General features: G+C 64.3%; 2 protein-coding genes. Both read left to right on the top strand.

What is annotated here, in order from left to right:
• The first annotated feature begins 62 nt into the window (after window positions 1-62).
• Window positions 63-1,700, top strand: a complete 1,638-nt coding sequence (locus OUZ45_RS07440) for an acyl-CoA dehydrogenase family protein (protein ID WP_266169314.1) — start codon at window positions 63-65, stop codon at window positions 1,698-1,700.
• Between the two features lie 866 nt (window positions 1,701-2,566).
• Entirely contained in the window at window positions 2,567-22,987 is a 20,421-nt protein-coding gene (locus OUZ45_RS07435; RefSeq protein ID WP_266169313.1) for a non-ribosomal peptide synthetase, read from the top strand.
• Window positions 22,988-23,303 lie beyond the last annotated feature (316 nt).

The raw sequence follows: 23,303 nt of genomic DNA, 5'->3' as shown, positions 1-23,303 counted from the left end.
GGTGCGCTCCTACAAAAACGCAGACGCCTATACTTCTGGGGTGCATACCTGGGAGCCTCTCCATGGGATTCCTGCAAGACGCCCCGCAACTGGCGCATCCGTATCGTGACGATCGGCTGCTGACCGCCCTGCTCGATCGCTGCCTGCCGATCGAGCGTCGCGCCGCTCTCGACGCCGACCTCGACGCCCTGGGCGACTACGCACTACTGGCCTGGCATCGCGCATGCGCCAGCACGCGACACAAACCGATACTCACCCAGTGGGATGCCTGGGGCCGCCGCGTGGATCGCATCGAACTGACCACGGCCTGGCAGGAAGGCCCCCAGCTCACCACGCGCCACGCCGTGCTCGCCGCCGGCCACGAAAGCCATCCCTGCGCGCGCCTTGAAGAATTCGCCCGCGTCTACCTCTATCACCTGGCCAGCGAGTTCTACACCTGCCCGCTGGCGATGACCGACGGTGCCGCCACCGCGCTGAAAGCCTCCGGCAACCGCGCATTGATCGACCGCGCCTTGCCGCATTTCCTCAGCCGCGACCCCGCCACGTTCTGGCTCAGCGGCCAATGGATGACCGAAACCCCCGGCGGCTCCGACGTCGGCAACACCGAGACGATGGCGCGACGCGATACCGACGGCCAGTGGCGTTTGTACGGACGCAAATGGTTCAGCTCGGCGGTCGTCGGCGAAGCGGCGCTGGCCCTTGCCCGCCCCGAAGGTGGCGATAGCGGTGCAGCCGCGCTGGCGCTGTTCTACGTGGAAACCATGAACGGCCAGCAGCGCAAACCGCAGCTAACCATCGACCGTCTCAAAGACAAACTCGGCACCCACGAACTACCCACCGCCGAGATCCACCTCGACGGCCTGCCCGCCTGGCCCGTGGGCGAACTGGCCCATGGCGTGCGCCAGGTAGCGCCGATGCTCAACGTTACGCGCAGCTGGAATGCGATCTGCGCCGTCGCCAGCATGGCGCGCGCCATCCACCTGGCGCGCGACTACGCACGCCGTCGTCAAGCCTTCGGCAAGTCGCTGGCCGAACAGCCACTGCACGCACACACGCTGGCGGGTATGCAGGCCGAGTTTGAAGGCGCCTTCGCCCTCGCCTTCGAAGTCGCCCACCTGCTCGGCCGCGTCGAACACGACGACGCCACGCCCCAAGAAGCCGCCCTGCTACGCCTGCTCACGCCACTGGCCAAACTGTGGACCGGCAAGCTCGCCGTAAAGCTCTGCTCGGAAGCCATGGAATGCTTCGGCGGCGCCGGCTACATCGAAGACACAGGCCTCCCCCAACTCCTGCGCGACGCGCAGGTCTACGCCATCTGGGAAGGCACCACCAACGTACTGTCGCTAGATAGCCTGCGCGCCCTCACCGGCAAAGCGCCCACGGCACTGCAAGAGGTCTTCGACCACTGGCTCGCCGACAACGACGACATGCACGCCGCCAGCGCCATCCACCACGTACTCGACGCCGCCATGCACTGGCTCGACACCCACGGCCAGCAGCGAGATACCCTGGAGGCCGGCGCCCGCGGCCTCGCCTTCACCCTCGCACGCTGCGCCGCTGCCGCCTTGCTGGCGCGACAGGCAGCATGGTCGAAGCAGCGCGGCGACATGCGACCAGGCGCAGCATTGCGTCGATTCGTCATTCACGGGTTGGACCGCCTCGCCTCCCCCAACATCACAGACACCACGCTACTGCTCTAGTCGAGTAACGGAATGGGTGTTTGGAATTCGTGACGACCAGCCATTTTCGCGTGCGCCACTTCACAAATTTGCGCGTGACTTATGGCGCATCCAGCGTCAGCCACGCCCATACACAATGCGCCGGCCGAAAAACCCGCACTGCCACCGGCACGCGACTCCATCGATCACCGCAAGGCACAACCCGTATCGAGTGCCTTGTGGTGCCCGTCATTCGGATTGCCCCGGCGCCAGTCTGGCCCAAGAAAGAACCATTCATGTCGATGTGTCACACGGATCGCGCACACTTCAGTCCGGTAGGGACCACGCCAATGCTTCTCGACTTGTTTGATTTCGGGATGGGACGTCAAGGAAAACCTGAAGCACCCTGCGGCACCAGGACATGCCGCCGGCCATCCAATACACAACGGTTTGGTTGCCATGCGAAACACGCCCCAAAGGGGCGTCAACGAGATTCCCAAGGACGGACAAAAAGAATGAGCACGCTCACTACAGATCCTCCGCCGCCATCGCATGGCCTTGCACGGCGACGATAGAGCTGCTTCGCGCTAGCGACTTCCTTCCGTCGCCATAACGTCACTGCTGACACATGCATTCGGCTCCATTGAATGGGCCGGACGGCTTTCTTTTGCAACTCTCATTTGCCGAGTAACCGCACGAGTGAAGCAACGAATAAGACGTGGCAGCCACCGTCCGTGGCGCGACCGGAAACACGGCCAGCTCCAGCGCACAGTTCGCCAAACAGCGCCATAGCGAATTCCTTTGATTAGTGAGGCCAAGTACCGCCCCACTTTCATCGCTCCAAGCCTCCCCACACTCCGCCTTCCCCGGTGGATAGACCTTTGCGCCTTCGATTCGGATAACGCCCCATGACGACCTCCCACGACGACATCAACGACGTTGCATCGAACGCCACCAGTGATATGGGTCGCTGTCTGACCGACGGCAACCTGGAGCTTCTTGGTCACAACGATCATCGCCCATCATCGAGCGGCGCGGTGCTGGAACGGCAGAGTGCGTACTGGCGGCAAACCCTGCACGACGCACCGGTGCTGCTGGAACTGCCGCTGGACCGGCCGCGGCCAGCGCAGCAGAGCTTTGCCGGCGACGTGGTGGCGATCGAGCTGGATGCGGCGCAGACGCGCGCACTGAAGGCGCTGAGCCAGCGCCATGGCGTGACGTTGTACATGACGGTGCTGGCAGCGTGGGCGGCGGTATTGGCGCGGCTGTCGGGCCAACAGGATGTCGTGATCGGCACGCCCGTCGCAAACCGTACGCACCCGGAAGTGGATGGACTGATCGGCTTCTACAACACGCAGGCGCTGCGCTTGAATGTCGCCGGCACGGTGGCCGAGCTGCTGGATCAGGTGAAGGGCCGTGTGCTGGATGCACAAACACACCAGGACCTGCCATTCGAGCAGCTGCTGGACCTGATCAAGCCACCGCGCAGCCTGGCGCACACGCCAATTTTCCAAGTCATGCTGTCGTGGCGTAGCATCGACGAGAACCGCTTGGATCTGCATGGCGCGGTAGTGTCGCCGGCCGACGTCCCCTACGACGTGGCGAAGTTCGATCTGGAACTAGACCTGGGCGAATCCAATGATCGCGTCATGGGCGGCTTGCGCTATGCCACGGCGCTGTTCGATCGAGCGACGATCGAACGACAAGTGGGTTATCTGCATCGGGTGCTCGCGGCCATGGTGGCCGACGAGCGACAAGCGCTGGAACGCATCGACATGCTGGCCGAGGCCGAGCGCCGGCAACTGCTGGTCGAGTGGAACGACACCGCAACGAACCATTCCGACGAGCGCTGCATCCACGAGCTGTTCGAGGCGCAAGCGGCACGTGCGCCCGAGGCGATCGCGGTGATCTACGAGCAGCAACAGCTCAGCTACGGCGAATTGAACCGGCAGGCGAACCGGCTGGCGCATTACTTGCGCGGGCTGGGCGTGACGCCAAACGAGCCGGTGGCCATCTGCATGGAGCGTAGCCCGGAGATGGCGGTGGGCATGCTAGCCGTGTTGAAGGCGGGCGGCGGCTATGTGCCGCTGGACCCGGCGTATCCGCTCGAGCGGTTGGATTACATGCTCCAGGATGTAGCGCCGAAGGTGCTGCTGACCCAGGCGCGGCTCAAAGACCATCTACCGCAGACCGATGCGACCGTGATCGCGATGGACAGCGACGAGCACGATTTCGCGCGTCACAGCGACGCCGCTCTAAACCCTGCAGCCCTGGGACTGAAGCCCGAGCATCTGGCCTATGTGATCTACACCTCGGGTTCGACCGGCAAGCCGAAAGGCGTGATGGTCGAGCACCGGCAACTGGTGAACCTCGTGCGGGCGCTGGAAACCAGCTTCGCGCTGACCCCTGCAGATCGCGTGCTGCAGTTCGCTTCGCCGAGCTTCGACGTATCGGTGGAGGAGTGCTTCGGCGCCCTGTGCGCGGGAAGCACGCTGGTCATGCGCACCGACTCGTGGATCACAGATGCGGCTGCGTTCTGGCGGCACTGCGTGGACGGTGGAATCACTGCGCTGAACCTGCCGACGGCGTTCTGGTATCAGCTGGTGAACAACCGCAACACACCCGTACCCGGCGCGGTGCGGCAGATCGTCATCGGCGGCGAGAAAGTCAGCCCGGAGCTGGTCGCGCGCTGGTTCCTGCGCGACGAACGGCTGCCCCGATTGATCAACGCATACGGGCCTACCGAGACCACCGTGGACGTGTCGCTTTGCCTGGTTGACGATGCACGCGTTGACGATGCACGCACGGCGGCGCATCTGATCGGCCGCCCGATCGCCAATACGCAGATCTACATCCTGGATGCGCATGGCCAGCCAGCACCCATCGGCGTGGCCGGCGAGCTTTACATCGGCGGCAAGAGTGTGGCGCGCGGTTATTTGAATCGACCGGAGCAGACGGCGGAGCGATTCCTCGTCGACCCGTTCAGTTCGGCGCCCGATGCACGCATGTACCGCACCGGCGACATCGGCCGCTGGCTGCCCGGGGGCGTGATCGAGTACCTGGAACGCAACGATCATCAGGTGAAGATCCGTGGTTTCCGCGTCGAGCTGGGCGAGATCGAGGCGCGCTTGGCCGAACATCCGGCGGTGCTTACCTGCGCCGTGCTGGCGCGCGAAGACGTACCCGGCGACAAGCGCCTGGTTGCCTATGTGGTGGCTGACGCGCAAGACCAGCTTATCGTCGCGCTGCGCGAACATCTGGCGCAATGCCTGCCCGACTACATGGTGCCGGCAGCATTCGTGACGCTGCACGAGTTGCCGCTGACGCCGAATGGCAAGCTCGATCGCAAGGCCCTGCCCGCACCGGCCGGCGATGCCTATGCACGGCGTGCCTACGCTCAGCCGCAAGGCGAAAGCGAACAGGTCCTTGCCGCTTTGTGGGAGGAGTTGCTGGGGATCGGCCAGATCGGCCGTCACGACAATTTCTTCGAACTGGGCGGCCATTCGCTGCTGGCCGTACAACTGCTCGAACGTCTGCGCCGACGCGGCTTACCCGCCCCGGTGCACAGCCTGTTCGCCACGCCCACCTTGATGGAGGTGGCCGCGGCAATGGATCAGGGCCAGCGCGAGATCGTGGTGCCGCCCAATCGCATCATGCTCGACAACATCAGGCCCGACAGCGCGGCGATCACTCCCGACATGCTGCCGCTGATCGAACTGACCCAAGCGGATATCGATCGCATCGTGGCGCAGGTGCCCGAAGGCATCGCCCATATCCAGGACATCTACGCACTCTCCCCCTTGCAGGAAGGCATCCTGTTTCACCATGCGCTAGCCACTGAAGGCGACCCCTACGTGGTGATCGGCCACATGAGCTTCGCCGACCGCGATGTTCTGGACCGCTATCTCGCCGCCATGCAACACGTGGTGGATCGTCACGATGTGTTGCGCACGGCCTTTGCCTGGGAGGGGTTGTCGACTCCTGCGCAAATCGTATGGCGGCACGCCTCTGTCCAGGCCATGGAATTCCAGCTCGACCCAGCCGATGGCCCAGTGCGTGCACAACTCGTACAGCGCTTCGACGCCAGCCATTACCGCATGCCGCTGGCCCAGGCGCCGTTGCTGCGCCTTGCGTTTGCCCATGATCCGAACAGCGGGCGCTGGGTGCTGCTGGAAGTGATGCACCATTTGATCGGCGATCACGCAGCGCTTGAGCTTATGCATGCCGAGGTCTACGCCTTGATGGAAGGGCGCGGCCATCTCCTGCAGCCACCGCAACCGTTCCGCCACATGATTGCGCAGATGCGCCAGGGCCGCTCCGAGCAGGAACACGAGCGCTACTTCCGCGCCATGCTGGCGGATATCGACGAACCCACTGCACCGTTCGGTGTGGCCGCCGCGCGTCTGGACGGAACCCAGATCCGTGAAGCGCATCGCCCATTGCCGCAGGCGCTGAACGATCGCTTGCGCGCGCAAGCACGCCGACTGGGCGTGAGCCTGGCCAGCTTGTGCCATCTTGCCTGGGGTCAGGTCGTGGCACGCACCAGCGGACGCGAGTCGGTCGTGTTCGGCACGGTGCTGTTCGGCCGCATGAGTGCCGGCGAGGGTGCGGACCGGGCACTGGGCCTGTTTATCAATACCCTGCCCTTGCGGCTGGATCTGGACGACAGCGATGTACTCGCCAGCGTGCAGCGCACCCATGCCCGTTTGGCTGAATTGCTGAAACACGAACACGCTTCGCTCGCGCTCGCGCAACGTTGCAGTGGCGTGGCGGCGCCACATCCGCTCTTCACCACCGTGCTCAACTACCGCCACAACGATGCCGCGTCGCAGCCGACGTCGCTTGGTATCGAATGGCTGGGCGAGGAAGAACGCAGCAATTACCCCTTTGCGATGTCGGTGGAAGATGGCGGCCACAACCTGGGCCTTACCGCCCAGAGCGTGCCGCTGGTCGCACCGGAACGGTTATGCGCTTATATGCAGCGCGCGCTGGAACAGCTCACCGAGCTGCTGGAGCATGCGCCACGCACGCCGGTGCGTCGGATCGACATCGTGCCCGCGGACGAGCGCCGCTATTTACTGGATGACTGGAATCAGACCGAAGCGCCGTATCCGAGCGAACTGTGTCTACATCAACTGTTCGAGCGACACGCACACGAAACGCCTGATGCCGTTGCCGTGGTGCATGACGGGCAGTCGCTGACCTATGCCGAACTCAATGCGCGCGCCAACCAGCTTGCGCATCACCTGATCGAGCTGGGCGTGAAGCCCGAAGACCGTGTGGCCCTGTGTGCCGAGCGCAGCTTCGCCACGATGATCGGGTTGCTTGGCATCCTCAAGGCCGGTGGCGTTTATGTGCCGCTCGATCCGGCGTATGCGTCTGCGCGTCTTACGTTGATTCTTGGCGATGTGGCGCCAGTGGTCGTGTTGGTTGATGCCGCGGGCCGCGCGGCGCTGGGCTCTGCTCCCTCTCCCCCATCCTTATTTCAGTTTGGGGGAGAGGGCCGGGGTGAGGGGACGCTCTTGAGCGAACGTCTGTTCGCCAGCGAAGAGCAAAAGCAGCGCCCCATCTTCATCGAGCTTGATGCCAGCGTGGCCCCTCACCCCAACCCTCTCCCCGAAGGGGAGAGGGAGCAAAAGCATGGACTCCCCCAAACTGAAATAAGGATGGGGGAGAGGGAGCTGGCTGATCTCAACCCCGCCGCCCTCGGCCTCACCAGCCGCCACCTCGCCTACATCATCTACACCTCCGGCTCCACCGGCACTCCCAAAGGCGTCATGCTCGAACACCGCAACGCGGTGCATCTCGCCCATACATTCCGCCCCGCACCGGCCAGTCGCGTCCTGCAGTTCGCCTCGCTCGGTTTCGATGCCAGCACACTCGAAATCGTGATGGCGCTGACCTCCGGTGGCAGCTTGTATCTACCCACGCCGCAGGACCGCCAATCGGCACCGGCGCTCATGACGTATCTCGAGCGGCATGCCATCACACACGCGGTGCTGCCGCCGGCTTTCTTGCAAGGCCATGCGGAGCTGCTGCGCCTGACCAGGCAGCCGACGATCATCTTCGGCGGCGAAACACCCAGCCTGACCCTGATGCAAGCCCTGTCTCCGCAGGCGACCGTGATCAACGGCTACGGTCCGACCGAAGGCACCGTCTGTGTGAGCACATGGACCTGCCCCATCGGCACCGACGTGCCGGACATCATTCCCATCGGCCGTCCCATCCCCAACACACGGCTTTACGTGCTCGATGGCCACGGCCAGCCGGTGCCGCAAGGTGCTATCGGCGAGCTGTACATTGGCGGCGCCGGTGTAGCGCGCGGTTATCTCCATCGGCCCGAGCAGACCGCCGAACGCTTCCTCGACGACCCGTTCAGCCCGCACCCCGGCGCACGCATGTACCGCACCGGCGACCTGGTGCGTCACTTGCCCGACGGCAACCTGATGTTCCTCGGCCGCAACGATCATCAGGTGAAGATCCGCGGTTTCCGCATCGAGCTGGGCGAGATCGAAGCCAAGCTGGCTGAGCATCCCGCGGTACGCGAGTGCGTCGTCCTCGCGCGCGCGGACCATGCCGGCGACAAACGCCTGGTCGCCTATGTCGCCACAGCGAGCGCAGTCGACGCGACCCACCTGCGCTCACACCTGCAAGCACTTTTGCCGGACTACATGGTGCCGGCCGCCTTCGTGCAACTGGATGCGCTGCCGCTCACCGCCCATGGCAAGGTCGACCATCGTGTACTCCCCGTGCCGGATAGCGATGCCTTCGCCCGCCAGGTCTACGAGGCACCGCAAGGCGCTATCGAGCAGACGCTCGCCGCTCTGTGGCAAGACCTGCTCGGCGTCCAAAGAGTCGGCCGCCATGATCACTTTTTCGAACTCGGTGGTCATTCGTTGACGGCGGTACGGCTGCTCGGCCGCATCACGCAGGCCCTCGGTGTCGAGCTGCCCTTGGCGACGCTGTTTGCTCAACCCGTGCTGCATCGCCTTGCCGCATCGCTGGCCGAGCAACAGCTGTGCGGCAGCATCGCGGAGCTGCCAGCCATCCCTCTGCTTGGTCGCGATGACGCGCTTCCGCTTTCCTTTGCGCAACAGCGCCTATGGTTCCTGGCGCAGATCGAAGGCGGCAGCGAGGCGTACCACATCCCGCTGACCCTGCGGCTGAGCGGTCGGCTGGACCGGGTGGCTCTCAAGCGAGCGCTGAACCGCATCGTTGAACGCCACGAGGCGTTGCGCACCACTTTCGTGCGCAACGAGAATCAGACGGTGCAACGCATCGCACCGGCCGATGTCGGCTTTGCGCTGGAAGAGCGTGACTTGAGCGGCACGCCCACGACGCTGGAGCGCCACCTGCACGAGGTGATGCAGCGGCCATTCGACTTGACGCAGGGCCCGCTGATCCGCGGCGAGTTGCTGCGACTCGGCGACGAGGAACATGTACTAGCGATCTCGATGCACCACATCGTGTCCGACGCCTGGTCGATCGGTGTGCTGACGGAAGAACTCAGCGCGCTGTACCGGGCATATGGCGCCCATGCGAACGACCCGCTGCCGGCGCTGCCGGTGCAGTACGCCGACTACGCGGCGTGGCAGCGGCAATGGCTGAACGGCGCAGTGCTTGAACGGCAAGGCGCGTACTGGCAGCAAACCCTGCAAAGCGCACCGGCGCTGCTGGAACTGCCACTGGACCGGCCGCGACCGGCGCAGCAGAGCTATGCCGGCGACATGGTGGCCATCGAACTGGATGCGGCGCTGACGCGCGCGCTGAAGGCGCTGAGTCAGCGCCATGGCGTGACGTTGTACATGACGGTACTGGCGGCATGGGCGGCGGTGCTGGCGCGGCTGTCGGGCCAACAGGATGTCGTGATCGGCACGCCCGTCGCAAACCGTACGCACCCGCAAGTAGATGAACTGATCGGCTTCTTCGTCAACACGCAGGCGCTGCGCTTGGATGTCGCCGGCACGGTGGCGGAGCTGCTGAATCAGGTGAAGGGACGAGTGCTGGATGCACAAACACACCAGGACCTGCCGTTCGAGCAGGTGGTGGATCTGGTCAAACCGCCACGCAACCTGGCGCACACGCCCATTTTCCAAGTCATGCTGGCGTGGCGGAGCATCGACGAGAACCGCTTGAGTCTCCCCGGCCTGGAGGTATCGCCGCTGGAGATCGTCTACGACGTGGCGAAGTTCGACCTGGAACTGGACCTGGGTGAAACCGGCGATCGCGTGACAGGCGGCTTGCGCTATGCCACAGCGCTGTTCGATCGGGCGACGGTCGAACGGCAGGTGGCTTATCTGCATCGCATGCTCGCGGCGATGGTGGCCGACGAGCGGCAAGCGCTGGAACGCATCGACATGCTCGCCGAAGCCGAGCGCCGGCAACTGCTGGTCGAGTGGAACGTGCCCGAAAGGAGCAGCAACGCAGCGGACCATTCCGGCGAGCGCTGCATCCACGAGCTGTTCGAGGCGCAAGCGGTCCGCACGCCCGAAGCCATCGCGGTGGTCTACGAGCAGCAACAGCTCAGCTACGGCGAATTGAACCGGCAAGCAAACCGCCTGGCGCATCACCTGCGTGGGCTTGGCGTGAAGCCGGACGACCGCGTGGCGATCTGCGTGGCCCGCAGCCTGGAGATGCTGGTGGCGATCCTCGCCGTGCTCAAAGCCGGTGGTGCGTACGTGCCGCTCGATCCGACGTCTCCAGCGGACCGGTTGCAGCACATGCTTACGGACAGCGATCCGGTAGTCGTGCTGACCACTGCAGGTGCTCGCTCCGCGCTGGCGGCGCTGACGCTATCAGCGCCGCTGATCGACTTGCAGGCCGATGCCGGCGCGTGGAGTCATCACAGTGAGGAGAATCCCACCGCATCGACGGTGGGTCTGGCCGCGCACCACCTCGCGTACATCATCTATACCTCCGGCTCCACCGGACTGCCCAAGGGCGTGATGGTCGAGCACGCCAACGTGGTACGCCTGTTCACGGCCACGCAGCACTGGTACCAGTTCGATGCCAACGACGTGTGGACCTTGTTCCACTCGTTCGCGTTCGACTTCTCGGTGTGGGAGATCTGGGGCGCCCTGCTCCATGGCGGACGCCTGGTAGTGGTGCCGCACGAAATCTCCCGCTCACCGGAGGATTTCTATCGGCTGCTGTGCGAGCAGCAGGTCACCGTGCTCAACCAGACGCCCAGCGCCTTCAATCAGCTGATCGCGGCGCAGGGCCTGAGCCAGCAGGTGCATTCGCTGCGCTACGTGATCTTCGGCGGCGAGGCGCTGGAGCTCAGGAACCTGGCGCCGTGGTACGCGCGCAACGCGGCCGACCAGCCGCAACTGATCAACATGTACGGCATCACCGAGACCACGGTGCACGTCACGTATCGACCGCTGCTGCCCGAGGATCTTGAGCGGCACCAGGGACGCAGTCCGGTCGGCCAGCGCATTCCGGACCTGCGCCTGTACATCCTCGACGCGCAGCACCAGCCCGCGCCGATCGGCGTGACCGGCGAGCTGTACGTGGGCGGTGCGGGTGTGGCGCGCGGCTACCTCAACCGTCCCGAATTGAACGCGGAGCGGTTCATTGCCAACCCGTTCGTAGCCGGTGAGCGTCTCTACAAGACCGGCGACCTGGGACGCTTCCGCGCGGACGGCGACATCGACTACCTGGGCCGCAACGATACCCAAGTGAAGATCCGCGGCTTCCGCATCGAGCTGGGCGAGATCGAGGCAAGGCTGGCCGAATATCCCAACATCCGCGAAGCCGTAGTGCTGGCGCGCGAGGATCAGCCGGGAGACAAACGACTGGTCGCCTATCTGATCACCGATGAAGGTGCGCCACTCGTCGACCTGGAAGCGCTACGCCAGCACCTGGGCGCGAGCCTGCCCGAGTACATGGTGCCGGCGGCCTATGTGACACTGGCGGCGTTCCCGCTCACCGCCAACGGCAAGCTCGACCGCAAGGCGTTGCCGGTACCGGACGGCGGTTCATATCTCGCTCGCGCGTACGAAGCGCCGATCGGTGACGTGGAAGAGACGCTGGCCCGCATCTGGACGGACGTGTTGAAGCTGGAGCGCGTCGGCCGGCACGACAACTTCTTCGAACTGGGTGGCCACTCGCTGCTCGCGCTGACACTGATCGAGCGCATGCGCCAGGCGAATCTGCCGGTCGACGTACGCGTGCTGTTCACCACACCAACGCTGATGGGCATCGCCGCGGCGCTGGACGGCGAGAGCAACAGCAAGCAAGTCAGCGTGCCCCCCAACCTGATTGCGCCGGATGCCGAGCGTATTACGCCGGACATGCTGCCGCTGATACAGCTATGCCAGGACGAGATCGACCGCGTTATCGCACAGGTGCCCGGCGGCGCGCGCAACGTGCAAGACATTTATCCCCTGGCACCGCTGCAGGAGGGCTTCCTGTTCCACTCTCTGTTGGAGGAACAAGGCGATATCTACCTGACGGCGATCCTGCGCGGTGCCGACAGCCGCGATCAAGTCGAGCGATACTCGAACGCATTGCAGACGGTGATCGACCGCCACGACATCCTGCGTACGGCCATGGCCTGGGAAGGCCTGCCAGAGCCCGTGCAGGTGGTCTGGCGGAACGCACCGCTGCAGGTGGAGGAGATCGCGCTCGATCCCGCCCATGGCGATATCGCCAAGCAACTGCTCGATCGATTCGATGCACGGCACTACCGGTTCGATCTGCGCCAGGCACCACTGTGGCGGCTGTTCATCGCCGAGGATGTGCCGAATCGTCGCTGGGTGGTGCTCGAACTCATCCACCACGTCATCGACGACCACACCACGATGGAGTTCCTCACCGCCGAAGTGCGCATGATCATGCAAGGCAAGGCGGACGCGTTGCCCGTGCCGGTGCCATTCCGCAACTTCATCGCGCAGACGCGCCTGGGCATGAGCCGCGAGGAACACGAGGCCTTCTTCCGCGACATGCTCGGTGACGTGACAGAGCCGACCGCACCATTCGGTTTGATGAATGTGCGCGGTGACGCCAACACGATCGTCGCTGCCCAGCATCGCGTGGATGCCGAACTGTGCCGGCGCTTGCGCGCCGGTGCGCGGTCTCTCGGTGTGAGCATGGCGACACTGGGTCATTTGGCCTTCGCCATGATGTTGGCTAGGGTGAGCGGCCGCGACGACGTCGTGTTCGGTACGGTGATGTCTGGCCGCATGCAAGGTGGCGAAGGCGCCGACCGTGCCATGGGTGTATTCATCAATACGTTGCCAGTACGCATTCACGCGGGCAAGGACAGCGTGCGTGACAGCGCACGCAAGACGCACGAACGGCTGACCGGCGTGATGCGTCACGAGCAGGCGCCGCTGGTGTTGGCGCAGCGCTGTAGCGCGGTGCCGTCGCCTGCGCCGTTGTTCAGCGCGCTGCTGAACTATCGCCACGACGGTGACGAGGAATTCGGGCCGGCTCGCGACAGCGAGGCCACCAACGGCCTGGAAATCCTGAGCGGACAGGAGTTCAGCAACTATCCCTTCGGCGTGTCGATCAACGACCACTCAAGCGGCCTGAGTTTCGATGCGTACGCCGACGGATCGATCGATCCCCAGCGCATCTGCGCCATGCTCGACACGGCGCTGACCTCTCTGATGAATGCCCTGGAGACGGCCCCGGCAACACCAGTGTGCCGCCTGGAGATATTGCCGTTCGCCGAGCGGCAACAGGTGCTGGCCGAGTGGAACGACACCGCGGTGGACTTCACTCGCGAGCCGTGCATCCATGAGCTGTTCGAGGCGCTGGCAGAACGCACACCCGATGCCATCGCAGTGGTCTACGAGCAGCAACAACTCAGCTACGGCGAATTGAACCGGCGGGCGAACCGACTGGCGCATGACCTCAACGAGCTTGGGGTGAAACCCGACGACCGTGTGGCCATCTGCATGGAGCGGGGCGCGGGGTTTGTCATCGCCTTGCTAGGCGTGCTCAAGGCAGGTGGCGGTTATGTCCCGCTGGACCCTGCTTATCCGCGGGAGCGCCTTGCGTACATGCTTGGCGATGCTGCGCCGTCAGTGGTGGTGGCTGATGCGGTCGGTCGCGAAGCTCTTGCTCCCTCGCCCCTCCGGGGAGAGGGCTGGGGTGAGGGGTCAACTTCGCGGGCAGGCTTGTTCGTAGCCGAAGCGCAGGAAAGAAACACGCCAATCATCATCGAGCTCGACGCAAGCCCTGCCCCTCACCCCACGCCTTTCTCCTGGGAAAAAGGGAAAGATGAAAACGGTCTCCCCGGAGGGGAGAGGGAGCTGAATGTCGCGGTGCCGGGACTGACGCCAGATCACCTCGCCTACGTCATCTACACCTCCGGCTCCACCGGCGCTCCCAAGGGCGTCATGGTCGAGCATCGCCAACTGGTGTCGTCCACGCTCGCGCGACACACCTATTACGGCGCTACCGAGCGCTTCCTGCTGCTTTCATCGATGGCGTTCGACAGTTCGGTCGCGGGCGTATTCGGCAGCCTGACCTCCGGTGGTTGTCTGCACATTCCCGATCGCGCGTCGGCACAGGATCCGCAGATCGTCTCCCGGATCGTGCTCGAGCAAGACATCACCCGCCTTCTCTGCATTCCTTCATTCGCGCAATTGGTATTGCTGTACCTCGCGAATGAAGCTCGCGGATCGTTGCGCGACGTCCTTCTCGGTGGTGAACCCTGCCCGCCAGCTCTTGCGCAAGCCGCCGCAGCATTCGAGCCCGCCATTGCGCTATACAACGAATATGGCCCGACCGAAGGCACAGTGTGGGCCACGGTGCATCTATGCAGCGATGACGAGGTTCATCCCGTGCCCATTGGCCGTCCCATCGCCAATGCCCGAATCTATCTACTCGATACGTACGGCAACCCTGTTCCGCAAGGCGCAATGGGCGAGATCCACATTGGCGGCGCCACTGTCGCGCGCGGCTATCTCAACCGCCCGGAACTCACCGCCGAGCGCTTCCTCGACGATCCCTTCGACCCGGTAGCCAGTGCACGCATGTACCGCACCGGCGACCTGGCCCGCCACCTGCCCGACGGCAACCTGGTGTTCCTCGGCCGTAACGACGCCCAGATCAAGATCCGCGGCTTTCGCATCGAAGTGGGTGAGATCGAGGCGCGGCTGGCCGAGCATTCCGCCGTACGCGAATGCGCGGTGCTCGCGCGTACCGACGCACGCGGCGACAAGCGACTGATCGCCTACGTCATGGCCGAACCACGCGACGATCTGGCCGCCACGCTGCGCACGCATCTGACGGCGCAGCTACCCGACTACATGGTGCCAGCGGCGTTTGTGACGCTGGAGGCGTTACCGCTCACCACTCACGGCAAGCTCGATCAACGCGCGCTGCCTGAGCCGGACAGCGATGCCTTCGCCCGCCAGGCCTTTGAGGCGCCGCAAGGCGTTATCGAGCAGACGCTCGCCACGCTCTGGCAGGATTTGCTCGGCGTCGAAAGCGTCAGCCGCCACGACCACTTCTTCGAGCTCGGCGGACATTCGCTGATCGCCGTGCGCCTGCTGAGTCGAATCGCGCAGACGTTCGATATCGAGCTGCCGCTGGGTATCGTGTTTGCTCAGCCCACGCTGAGCACACTGGCGGCAGCGGTTGCCACGCAGCGCGCCAGCTCGAGCGAATTTTCAGCGCCGGCGCTGGTGCCGATCACGCGCGACGGCATGTTGCCGTTGTCCTTCGCGCAGCAACGCCTGTGGTTCCTCGCGCAGCTGGATGGCGTCAGCGAGGCGTATCACATCCCACAGGCCCTGCGCTTGCGTGGCGAGCTGAATGTTGCTGCGTTGCGCAGCAGCCTCGATCGCCTGTTCGCGCGTCATGAAGGGCTGCGCACGATTTTCGTCGCCGGCAACGGCGAGCCGCATGTCGAACTGCTGCCCGCCGCCAGCGGGCTGGCCTTGGCCGAGCACGATCTGCGCGACGTGGCCGATGCCTCCGTGAGGTTGGCGCAGATCGCCAGCGAAGTAAGCCATGCACGCTTCGACCTCGCTCGCGGCCCGCTGATTCGCGCGTGCCTAGCCCGCCTTGGCGAGCAGGAACATGTGCTGCTACTTACGCTGCACCACATCGTCTCGGACGGCTGGTCCATGGGTGTGCTGACGAACGAACTGAGCACGCTGTACGCAGCCGCTCTGGACGGGCATGCGGACCCACTGCTACCACTGGCCGTCCAGTATCCCGACTACGCCGCCTGGCAACGCCAGTGGCTGGCTGGCGAACGGCTGCAGGCGCAAGCCAGCTACTGGCGCCAAGCGCTTGCCGATGTACCCACGCTGCTGGCCTTGCCCACCGACCGGCCACGTCCACCGCAGCAATCCTTTGAGGGCTCGTGGCTGCCGGTGCAGCTCGATCCCGCATTGACCGATGGCCTAAAGCGTCTGAGCCAGCGACACGGCACCACCTTGTTCATGACCGTGATGGCCGCCTGGGCCGTCGTGCTCTCGCGCCTTTCCGGCCAGGACGATCTGGTGATCGGCACGCCATCGGCCAATCGCGGTCGCCGCGAGATCGAGCCGCTGATCGGCTTCTTCGTCAACACGCTGGCCTTGCGCATCGATCTGTCCGGCCAGACGACGGCGAGCGAGCTGTTGTCGCGCGTGCGCCGCAACGCACTGGCCGCGCAGGACCACCAAGACTTGCCGTTCGAGCAAGTGGTGGACATTGCACATCCTTCGCGAAGCCTGGATCACACGCCGCTGTTCCAGGTGCTGTTCGCCTGGCAGAGCAATGACGAAGGGCGATTCGAACTGCCGGGTCTTGTGGTCGAACCGGTAGAGATGCCGCTGGACACGATTCACTTCGACCTGGAATTGCATCTGCAGGAAAAAGACGACGGCATCGACGGGGTGCTCGCCTATGCCACGGCCTTGTTCGATGCCGACACCATGGCGCGCCAGCGCGGTTATCTGATCGCGATGCTAGAGGGGATGGTGGCCGATGCCGCGCAGCCGGTGGCGACTATCGATCTGCTCGCGTCCGATGAGCGCGGTCTGCTACTGGATGGCTGGAACCACACGGAGGCTGCGTATTCGAGCGAGCTGTGTATCCATCAGCTGTTCGAGCGTCAGGTGCAGGCGACGCCCGACGCGGTCGCGCTGGTGTTCGATGATCAGTCGCTGTCCTATGCCGAGCTCAATGCGCAGGCCAATCGACTTGCGCACCAGCTGATAGCCTCCGGTGCGCAACCGAACGATCGCATCGCGATCTGCGTCGACCGAAGTTTTGCGATGGTGGTTGGCTTGCTTGCGATTCTCAAAGCGGGGGCCGCTTATGTGCCGCTGGACCCGGCGTATCCGCGCGAGCGCCTGGCGCAGATTCTGGATGGCGCTTCGCCGACCATCGTCCTGGTTGATGCCGTGGGTCGCGAGGCGCTGGGCTTGCCCGAATCCCACCTCGTGAACGCTTCTGCCGAGGGGAGAGCGACTGGCGCGACCGCCCTCGATCTGGATCGCTTCGCGGGTGCTGATTTGCCCCAGACCAATCCCAACCTTTCGGGGTTAACTCCAAGCCACCTCGCCTACGTTATCTTCACCTCCGGCTCCACCGGCACCCCCAAGGGTGTGGCGATGCCGCATCGCCCGCTGGTCAACCTGATCGACTGGCAGATCCGGCAAGCCGCGCCGCAGCGCACGCTGCAGTTCGCCGCGCTGGGCTTCGACGTCGCGTTCCAGGAAATCTTCAGCACCCTGTGTGCGGGGTCCACGCTGGTGCTGATCCATGCCCAGACCCGTCTGCAATTCGGCAAGCTGATCCAGCTGCTGGGCGCGCAGCAAGTGCAGCGGCTGTTCCTGCCCTACATCGCCGCACAAAGCCTGGCCGAAGCGCTGGACGACGTCAGCGAGACCGACCTCACCGGACTGCGGCAGACCTTGCGCGAGGTGATCGTCGCGGGCGAACAGCTGCGCATCACGCCGCAGCTCAAGCGCTTCTTCCAGAAGCTGCCGGCGTGCCGCCTGCACAACCACTACGGCCCGACCGAGTCGCACGTCGTCACCTCCTACGTGCTCGGCGACGACATCGATCACTGGCCCACCCACGCACCGATCGGCCGCCCCATCGCCAACGCACGCATCTACCTGCTCGATGCGCAACGGCAACCGGTGCCCATGGGGACCGCGGGCGAGCTGTACATCGGCGGCGTAGGCGTGGCACACGGTTACCTGCATCGACCCGAGCTCAGCGCCGAGCGGTTCCTCAGCGATCCGTTCCATCCGGCACCCGATGCGCGCATGTATCGCACCGGCGACCTGGCGCGCTACCTGCCCGACGGCAATCTGGTGTTCCTCGAACGCAACGATCACCAGGTCAAGATCCGCGGCTTCCGCATCGAGCTGGGCGAGATCGAGGCGCAGCTGGCTGAACATCCGGCCGTGCGCGAGTGCGCCGTGCTCGCGCGTGAAGACAGTCCCGGCGACAAGCGGCTGGTCGCTTACGTGGTGGCGCAAGCGCACGAGGAGCTGTCCAACGATCTGCGCGCACACCTCGCCGCACGCCTGCCCGACTACATGGTGCCGGCCGCCTTCGTGTTGCTGGATGCGCTGCCGCTCACACCCAACGGCAAGCTCGATCGCAACGCGCTGCCCGTGCCCGAAGGCGACGCCTTTGTGCGCCAGTCGTACGAAGCGCCGCAAGGCGAGGTCGAACAGGCGCTGGCCACGCTTTGGCAGGATTTGCTCGGCGTGGAACGTGTCGGTCGCCACGATCACTTCTTCGAACTCGGTGGCCACTCGCTGATTGCCGTGCGGCTGCTCAGCCGGATCGGGCAGACCTTCAACGTCGAGCTGCCTCTGGCGACGCTGTTTGCGCAGCCTGTCCTGAGTCGCCTGGCCGAAGCGCTGATCGAATATCGCAGACCAGGCAGCGACGCGAGCCGGCAGGCCATTCCCGTGATCGCCCGAGACGGCGTGCTGGCGCTCTCCTTCGCGCAGCAGCGGTTGTGGTTTCTCGCGCAATTGGATGGCGTGAGCGCGACTTACCACCTGCCGATGGCCTTGCGCCTGCATGGCGCATTGGATGTGGCCGCACTGCGCCGCAGCCTCGACCAGTTGTTCGCACGCCACGAAGGTCTGCGCACGGTGTTCGTCACCGTCAACGGCAAGCCGCAGGTCGAGCTGTTACCGGCCGACCAAGGCGTGCCGTGGATCGAACACGATGTGTGCGGATCGATCGATGCGCCTGCCGAGCTGGCACGTATTGTCGAGGAAGAAGCCAACACGACCTTCGACCTCGCCGCTGGACCGCTGATCCGTGCGCGCCTGATCCGTGTTGGCGAACAGGAGCATGTCTTCCTGCTCACGCAGCACCATATCGTTTCCGATGGCTGGTCCATCGGCGTGCTGACGAATGAATTGAGCACGCTGTACGCCGCCGTCCTCGACGGGCATGCCGATCCGTTGCCGCCACTGGACATCCAGTATCCCGACTACGCCGCCTGGCAACGACAGTGGCTCGCAGGCGAACGCCTGCACGCCCAAGCCGACTACTGGCGTCGCACGCTAGGTGATGCGCCTACCTTGCTGGCCTTGCCCACCGACCGGCCGCGTCCGCCGCAGCAGCGCTTTGAGGGCAACTTCCTGCCGGTGACGCTGAATGCCGAACTGGCCCAGGGCCTGAAGCGGCTCAGCCAGCAACATGGCACCACCTTGTTCATGACGTTGATGTCCGCGTGGGCGATCGTGCTTGCGCGCTTGTCCGGCCAGGACGACTTGGTGATCGGCACGCCTATCGCCGGCCGTGGCCGTCAGGAGATCGAGCCGCTGATCGGTTTCTTCGTCAACACGCTGGCTTTGCGCATCGACATGTCCGGAGCGCCCAAGGTGCGCGACCTGCTTGCACGCGTTCGCCAGCTCGCGCTGGATGCGCAAGCCCACGCGGACCTGCCGTTCGAACAGGTCGTAGACCTCGTACAGCCGCCGCGGCGCATGGATCACACGCCGCTGTTCCAGGTGCTGTTTGCGTGGCAGAACAACGACGAAGGCGTATTCGCTCTGCCGGGGTTGCGCGTGGAAGCGGAACCGGAAACGTTCGGCTGGGTGAAGTTCGACCTGGAGCTGGCTTTCGGTGAAGCCGACGGCACCATCCAGGGCGGATTCAACTACGCCACGGCGTTGTTCGACCAGGCCACGATCGAGCGTCATCGCGATTATCTGATCGCGGTGCTCAAGGCGATGGTCGCCGATGCGCAGAAACCGGTGGCGCAGATGGATCTGCTCAGTAGCGACGAGCGTCGCTTTTTGCTGGACGACTGGAATCAAACCGAAGCGCCGTATCCGAGCGAACTGTGCCTGCATCAACTGTTCGAGCGACACGTACACGATGCGCCTGATGCCATTGCCGTGGTGCATGACGGGCAGTCGCTGACCTATGCCGAACTCAATGCGCGCGCCAACCAGCTTGCGCATCATCTGATCGGGCTTGGTGTGAAGCCCGAAGACCGTGTGGCCCTGTGTGCCGAGCGCAGCTTGGCCACCATGGCCGGCCTGCTGAGCATCCTCAAGGCCGGCGGTGCCTATGTGCCGCTCGATCCGGCGTATGCGTCTGCGCGCCTTACGCAGATTCTTGGCGATGCGGCGCCAGCCATCGTGCTGGTCGATGCCGCCGGCCGCGCGGCGCTGGGCTCTGCTCCCTCTCCCCCATCCTTATTTCAGTTTGGGGGAGAGGGCCGGGGTGAGGGGACGCTCTTGAGCGAACGTCTGTTCGCCAGCGAAGAGCCAAAACAACGCCCCATCTTCATCGAGCTTGATGCCAGCGTGGCCCCTCACCCTAACCCTCTCCCCGGAGGGGAGAGGGAGCAGGCCAATCTCGATCCGGATGTAATCGGCCTTACCCCCAACCACCTCGCCTACATCATCTACACCTCCGGTTCCACCGGCACACCCAAAGGCGTCATGGTCGAACACCGCAATGCGGTGCATCTGGCCTATGCGTTCCGTCCTGCGCCGGCGAGTCGTGTCCTGCAGTTCGCCTCGCTCGGTTTCGATGCCAGCGTCTTGGAAATCGTGACGGCGCTGACGTCCGGCGGCAGCTTGTACCTACCTACGCCCGAGGACCGTCAAACGGCACCGGCGCTCATGGCGTATCTCGAGCGTCATGCCATCACCCATGCGGTGCTGCCGCCGGCCTTCTTGCAGGGCCATGCGGAGCTGCCGCGCCTGACCAGGCAGCCGACGATCATCTTCGGCGGCGAAACACCCAGCCCGGCGCTGATCCGCGCGTTGTCGACGCAGGCCACCGTAATCAACGCCTACGGCCCGACCGAAGGCACCGTCTGCGTGAGTACATGGACCAGTGCGGCACACACGACGGACCTGACCACCGTTCCCATGGGCCGCCCCATCGCCAACACGCGGCTTTATGTGCTCGATGGCCACGGCCATCCAGTGCCGCGGGGCGCCATTGGTGAGCTGTACATCGGTGGTGCCAGCGTGGCGCGTGGTTATCTCCATCGGCCCGAGCAGACCGCCGAGCGCTTCCTCGACGATCCGTTCAACCCGCACCCCGGGGCGCGCATGTATCGCACCGGCGATCTCGTGCGTCACCTGCCCGACGGCAACCTGGTGTTCCTCGGCCGCAACGACGGCCAGGTGAAGATCCGCGGCTTCCGCATCGAGCTGGGCGAGATCGAAGCCAAGCTGGCCGAGCATCCGGCGGTGCACGAATGCACGGTGCTCGTCCGCGCCGATGCAAGCGGCGACAAGCGGCTGATCGCCTACGTCGTGGCCGAATCCCGCGACGATCTGGCAGCTACACTGCGCACGCATCTGACGGCGCGCCTGCCCGACTATATGGTGCCGGCGGCGTTCGTGACGCTGGAGGCGTTGCCGCTCACCGTTCATGGCAAGGTCGACCAACGCGCGCTGCCCGAGCCGGACGACGATGCTTTCGCCCGCCAGGCCTACGAAGCACCACAAGGTGCGATCGAGCAAACGCTCGCCACGCTGTGGCAGGAACTGCTCGGCGTCGAACGCGTCGGCCGCCACGATCACTTCTTCGAACTGGGCGGCCACTCGTTGATTGCCGTGCAGTTGGTCAGCCGGCTGCGCAACGCTTTCGGCGTGGAAGTGGCAGCACGCGATATCTTCATGTATTCCGTGCTCAAGGATATGGCTCAACTCGTATCGCCGAATCGCGAATCGGCACGCAAGATGCTCGATCTCGATGCCGAGCTGCGACTCGACCCGACCATTCAGGCGACACCAACGTTCGAGTCGTCGACGTTGCTGCGTCATGCCTTTCTCACCGGCGCATCCGGCTTCCTTGGCGTCTTCCTGCTGTACTCCTTGCTGAAGAAGACGCAGGCCACCGTGCATTGCCTGATTCGATGCAGCAGCGTGGAACAAGGACGTAGAAGGCTCGAGGAAAATCTGCGTCTGTTCGGTCTGTTCGACGACTACGACAGCAGCCGCGTCGTCATTGTGCCGGGCGATCTGACCAAGCCGCTGTTCGGACTCGCCCCGTCGCTATTCGCGGAACTGGGTAACACCTTGGACGCCATTTATCACAATGGCGCCTGGGTCAACTCGCTGCACACCTACGAAACCTTGAAGGCCGCCAATGTCCTGGGCACCCAGGAGGTACTGCGACTGGCGAGCGTCGGGAAGCTCAAGCACGTCCATCACGTATCGACCTTGAGCGTCATTCCGTCCGTGCACGCCATCAAAAAAATGGTCACCACCGAGGAGCAGCTGTTCGAGCGCTGGGAAGGCTTGTCTTCCGGCTACGCCCAAAGCAAATGGGTGGCCGAAAAGATCCTGCACATCGGCGCCTCGCGCGGCATACCATTCACCATCTACCGGCCGACGCACATCACGGGATCGACACAGAACGGCGCCAGCAACCCCACCGACACCTGGAGCCTGTTCATCGACGCATGCCTTGAGCTTGGCTGCGCGCCCGAGATCGATTTCAGCATCAACTCGCTTCCCGTCGACTACATGAGCGACTGCATCGTCGATCTTTCGTTGCGCAAGGATGTGGTCAATCAAAGCCTGAATCTGGCCAACCCGCATGCTTTCATGATGAGTGACCTCATCAATTGCATGCTGGAGATGGATGGTGTGCCGATGAAGAAGGTTGCCTATCAAACATGGCTGGCTCAATGCGTTGCCAATCCATCCACGAGAAACATTGCCTCCATCATGCCCGCCACCATCGACACCGACGTCGACACGACGGCAAGCGCGCCACCAGCAGGCTATAGCGAAGTGAAGCTGGGAAATGCCGTGGAGCAGCTCGCAAGCGAAGGCTCTTCGTACCCGTCCATCACCAAGGACTTCCTGCAAAGCTACCTGGGCTGGAGGCACAAGCATCGCGCGGCGGGCAACCGCTGACGAATCAGGGCGGTCGAGCTTCAAAGCACCGAGGAAATTTGACGGAGCCAGCCTTGATCTCGGGATGCTCTGATCTATTCAGCACAGGCGTCATCATGTTCAGAAGGTTCGCAGGGTGGAGCCTGCAAGCCTTCTGGACCTCACCCTGCTCCTGTAGGAGCGCACCCTGTGCGCGAAATTCCTTGCGATGCGGCTTGGGTGGTGCGTCCTAAGAGCGCGGCCCGCTCGGGCCGTTCCACTCGGGCTATCCATAGCCCTCGCTCTTCGGGCGGCCTCCCCTGCAAACCGGCAGTCCTGCCGGTTTGTCGCCCACAGG

Source organism: Dyella subtropica (genome assembly GCF_026283965.1).
Classification (GTDB): domain Bacteria; phylum Pseudomonadota; class Gammaproteobacteria; order Xanthomonadales; family Rhodanobacteraceae; genus Dyella_D; species Dyella_D subtropica.
This window is presented reverse-complemented; position numbering and strand designations above follow the sequence as displayed.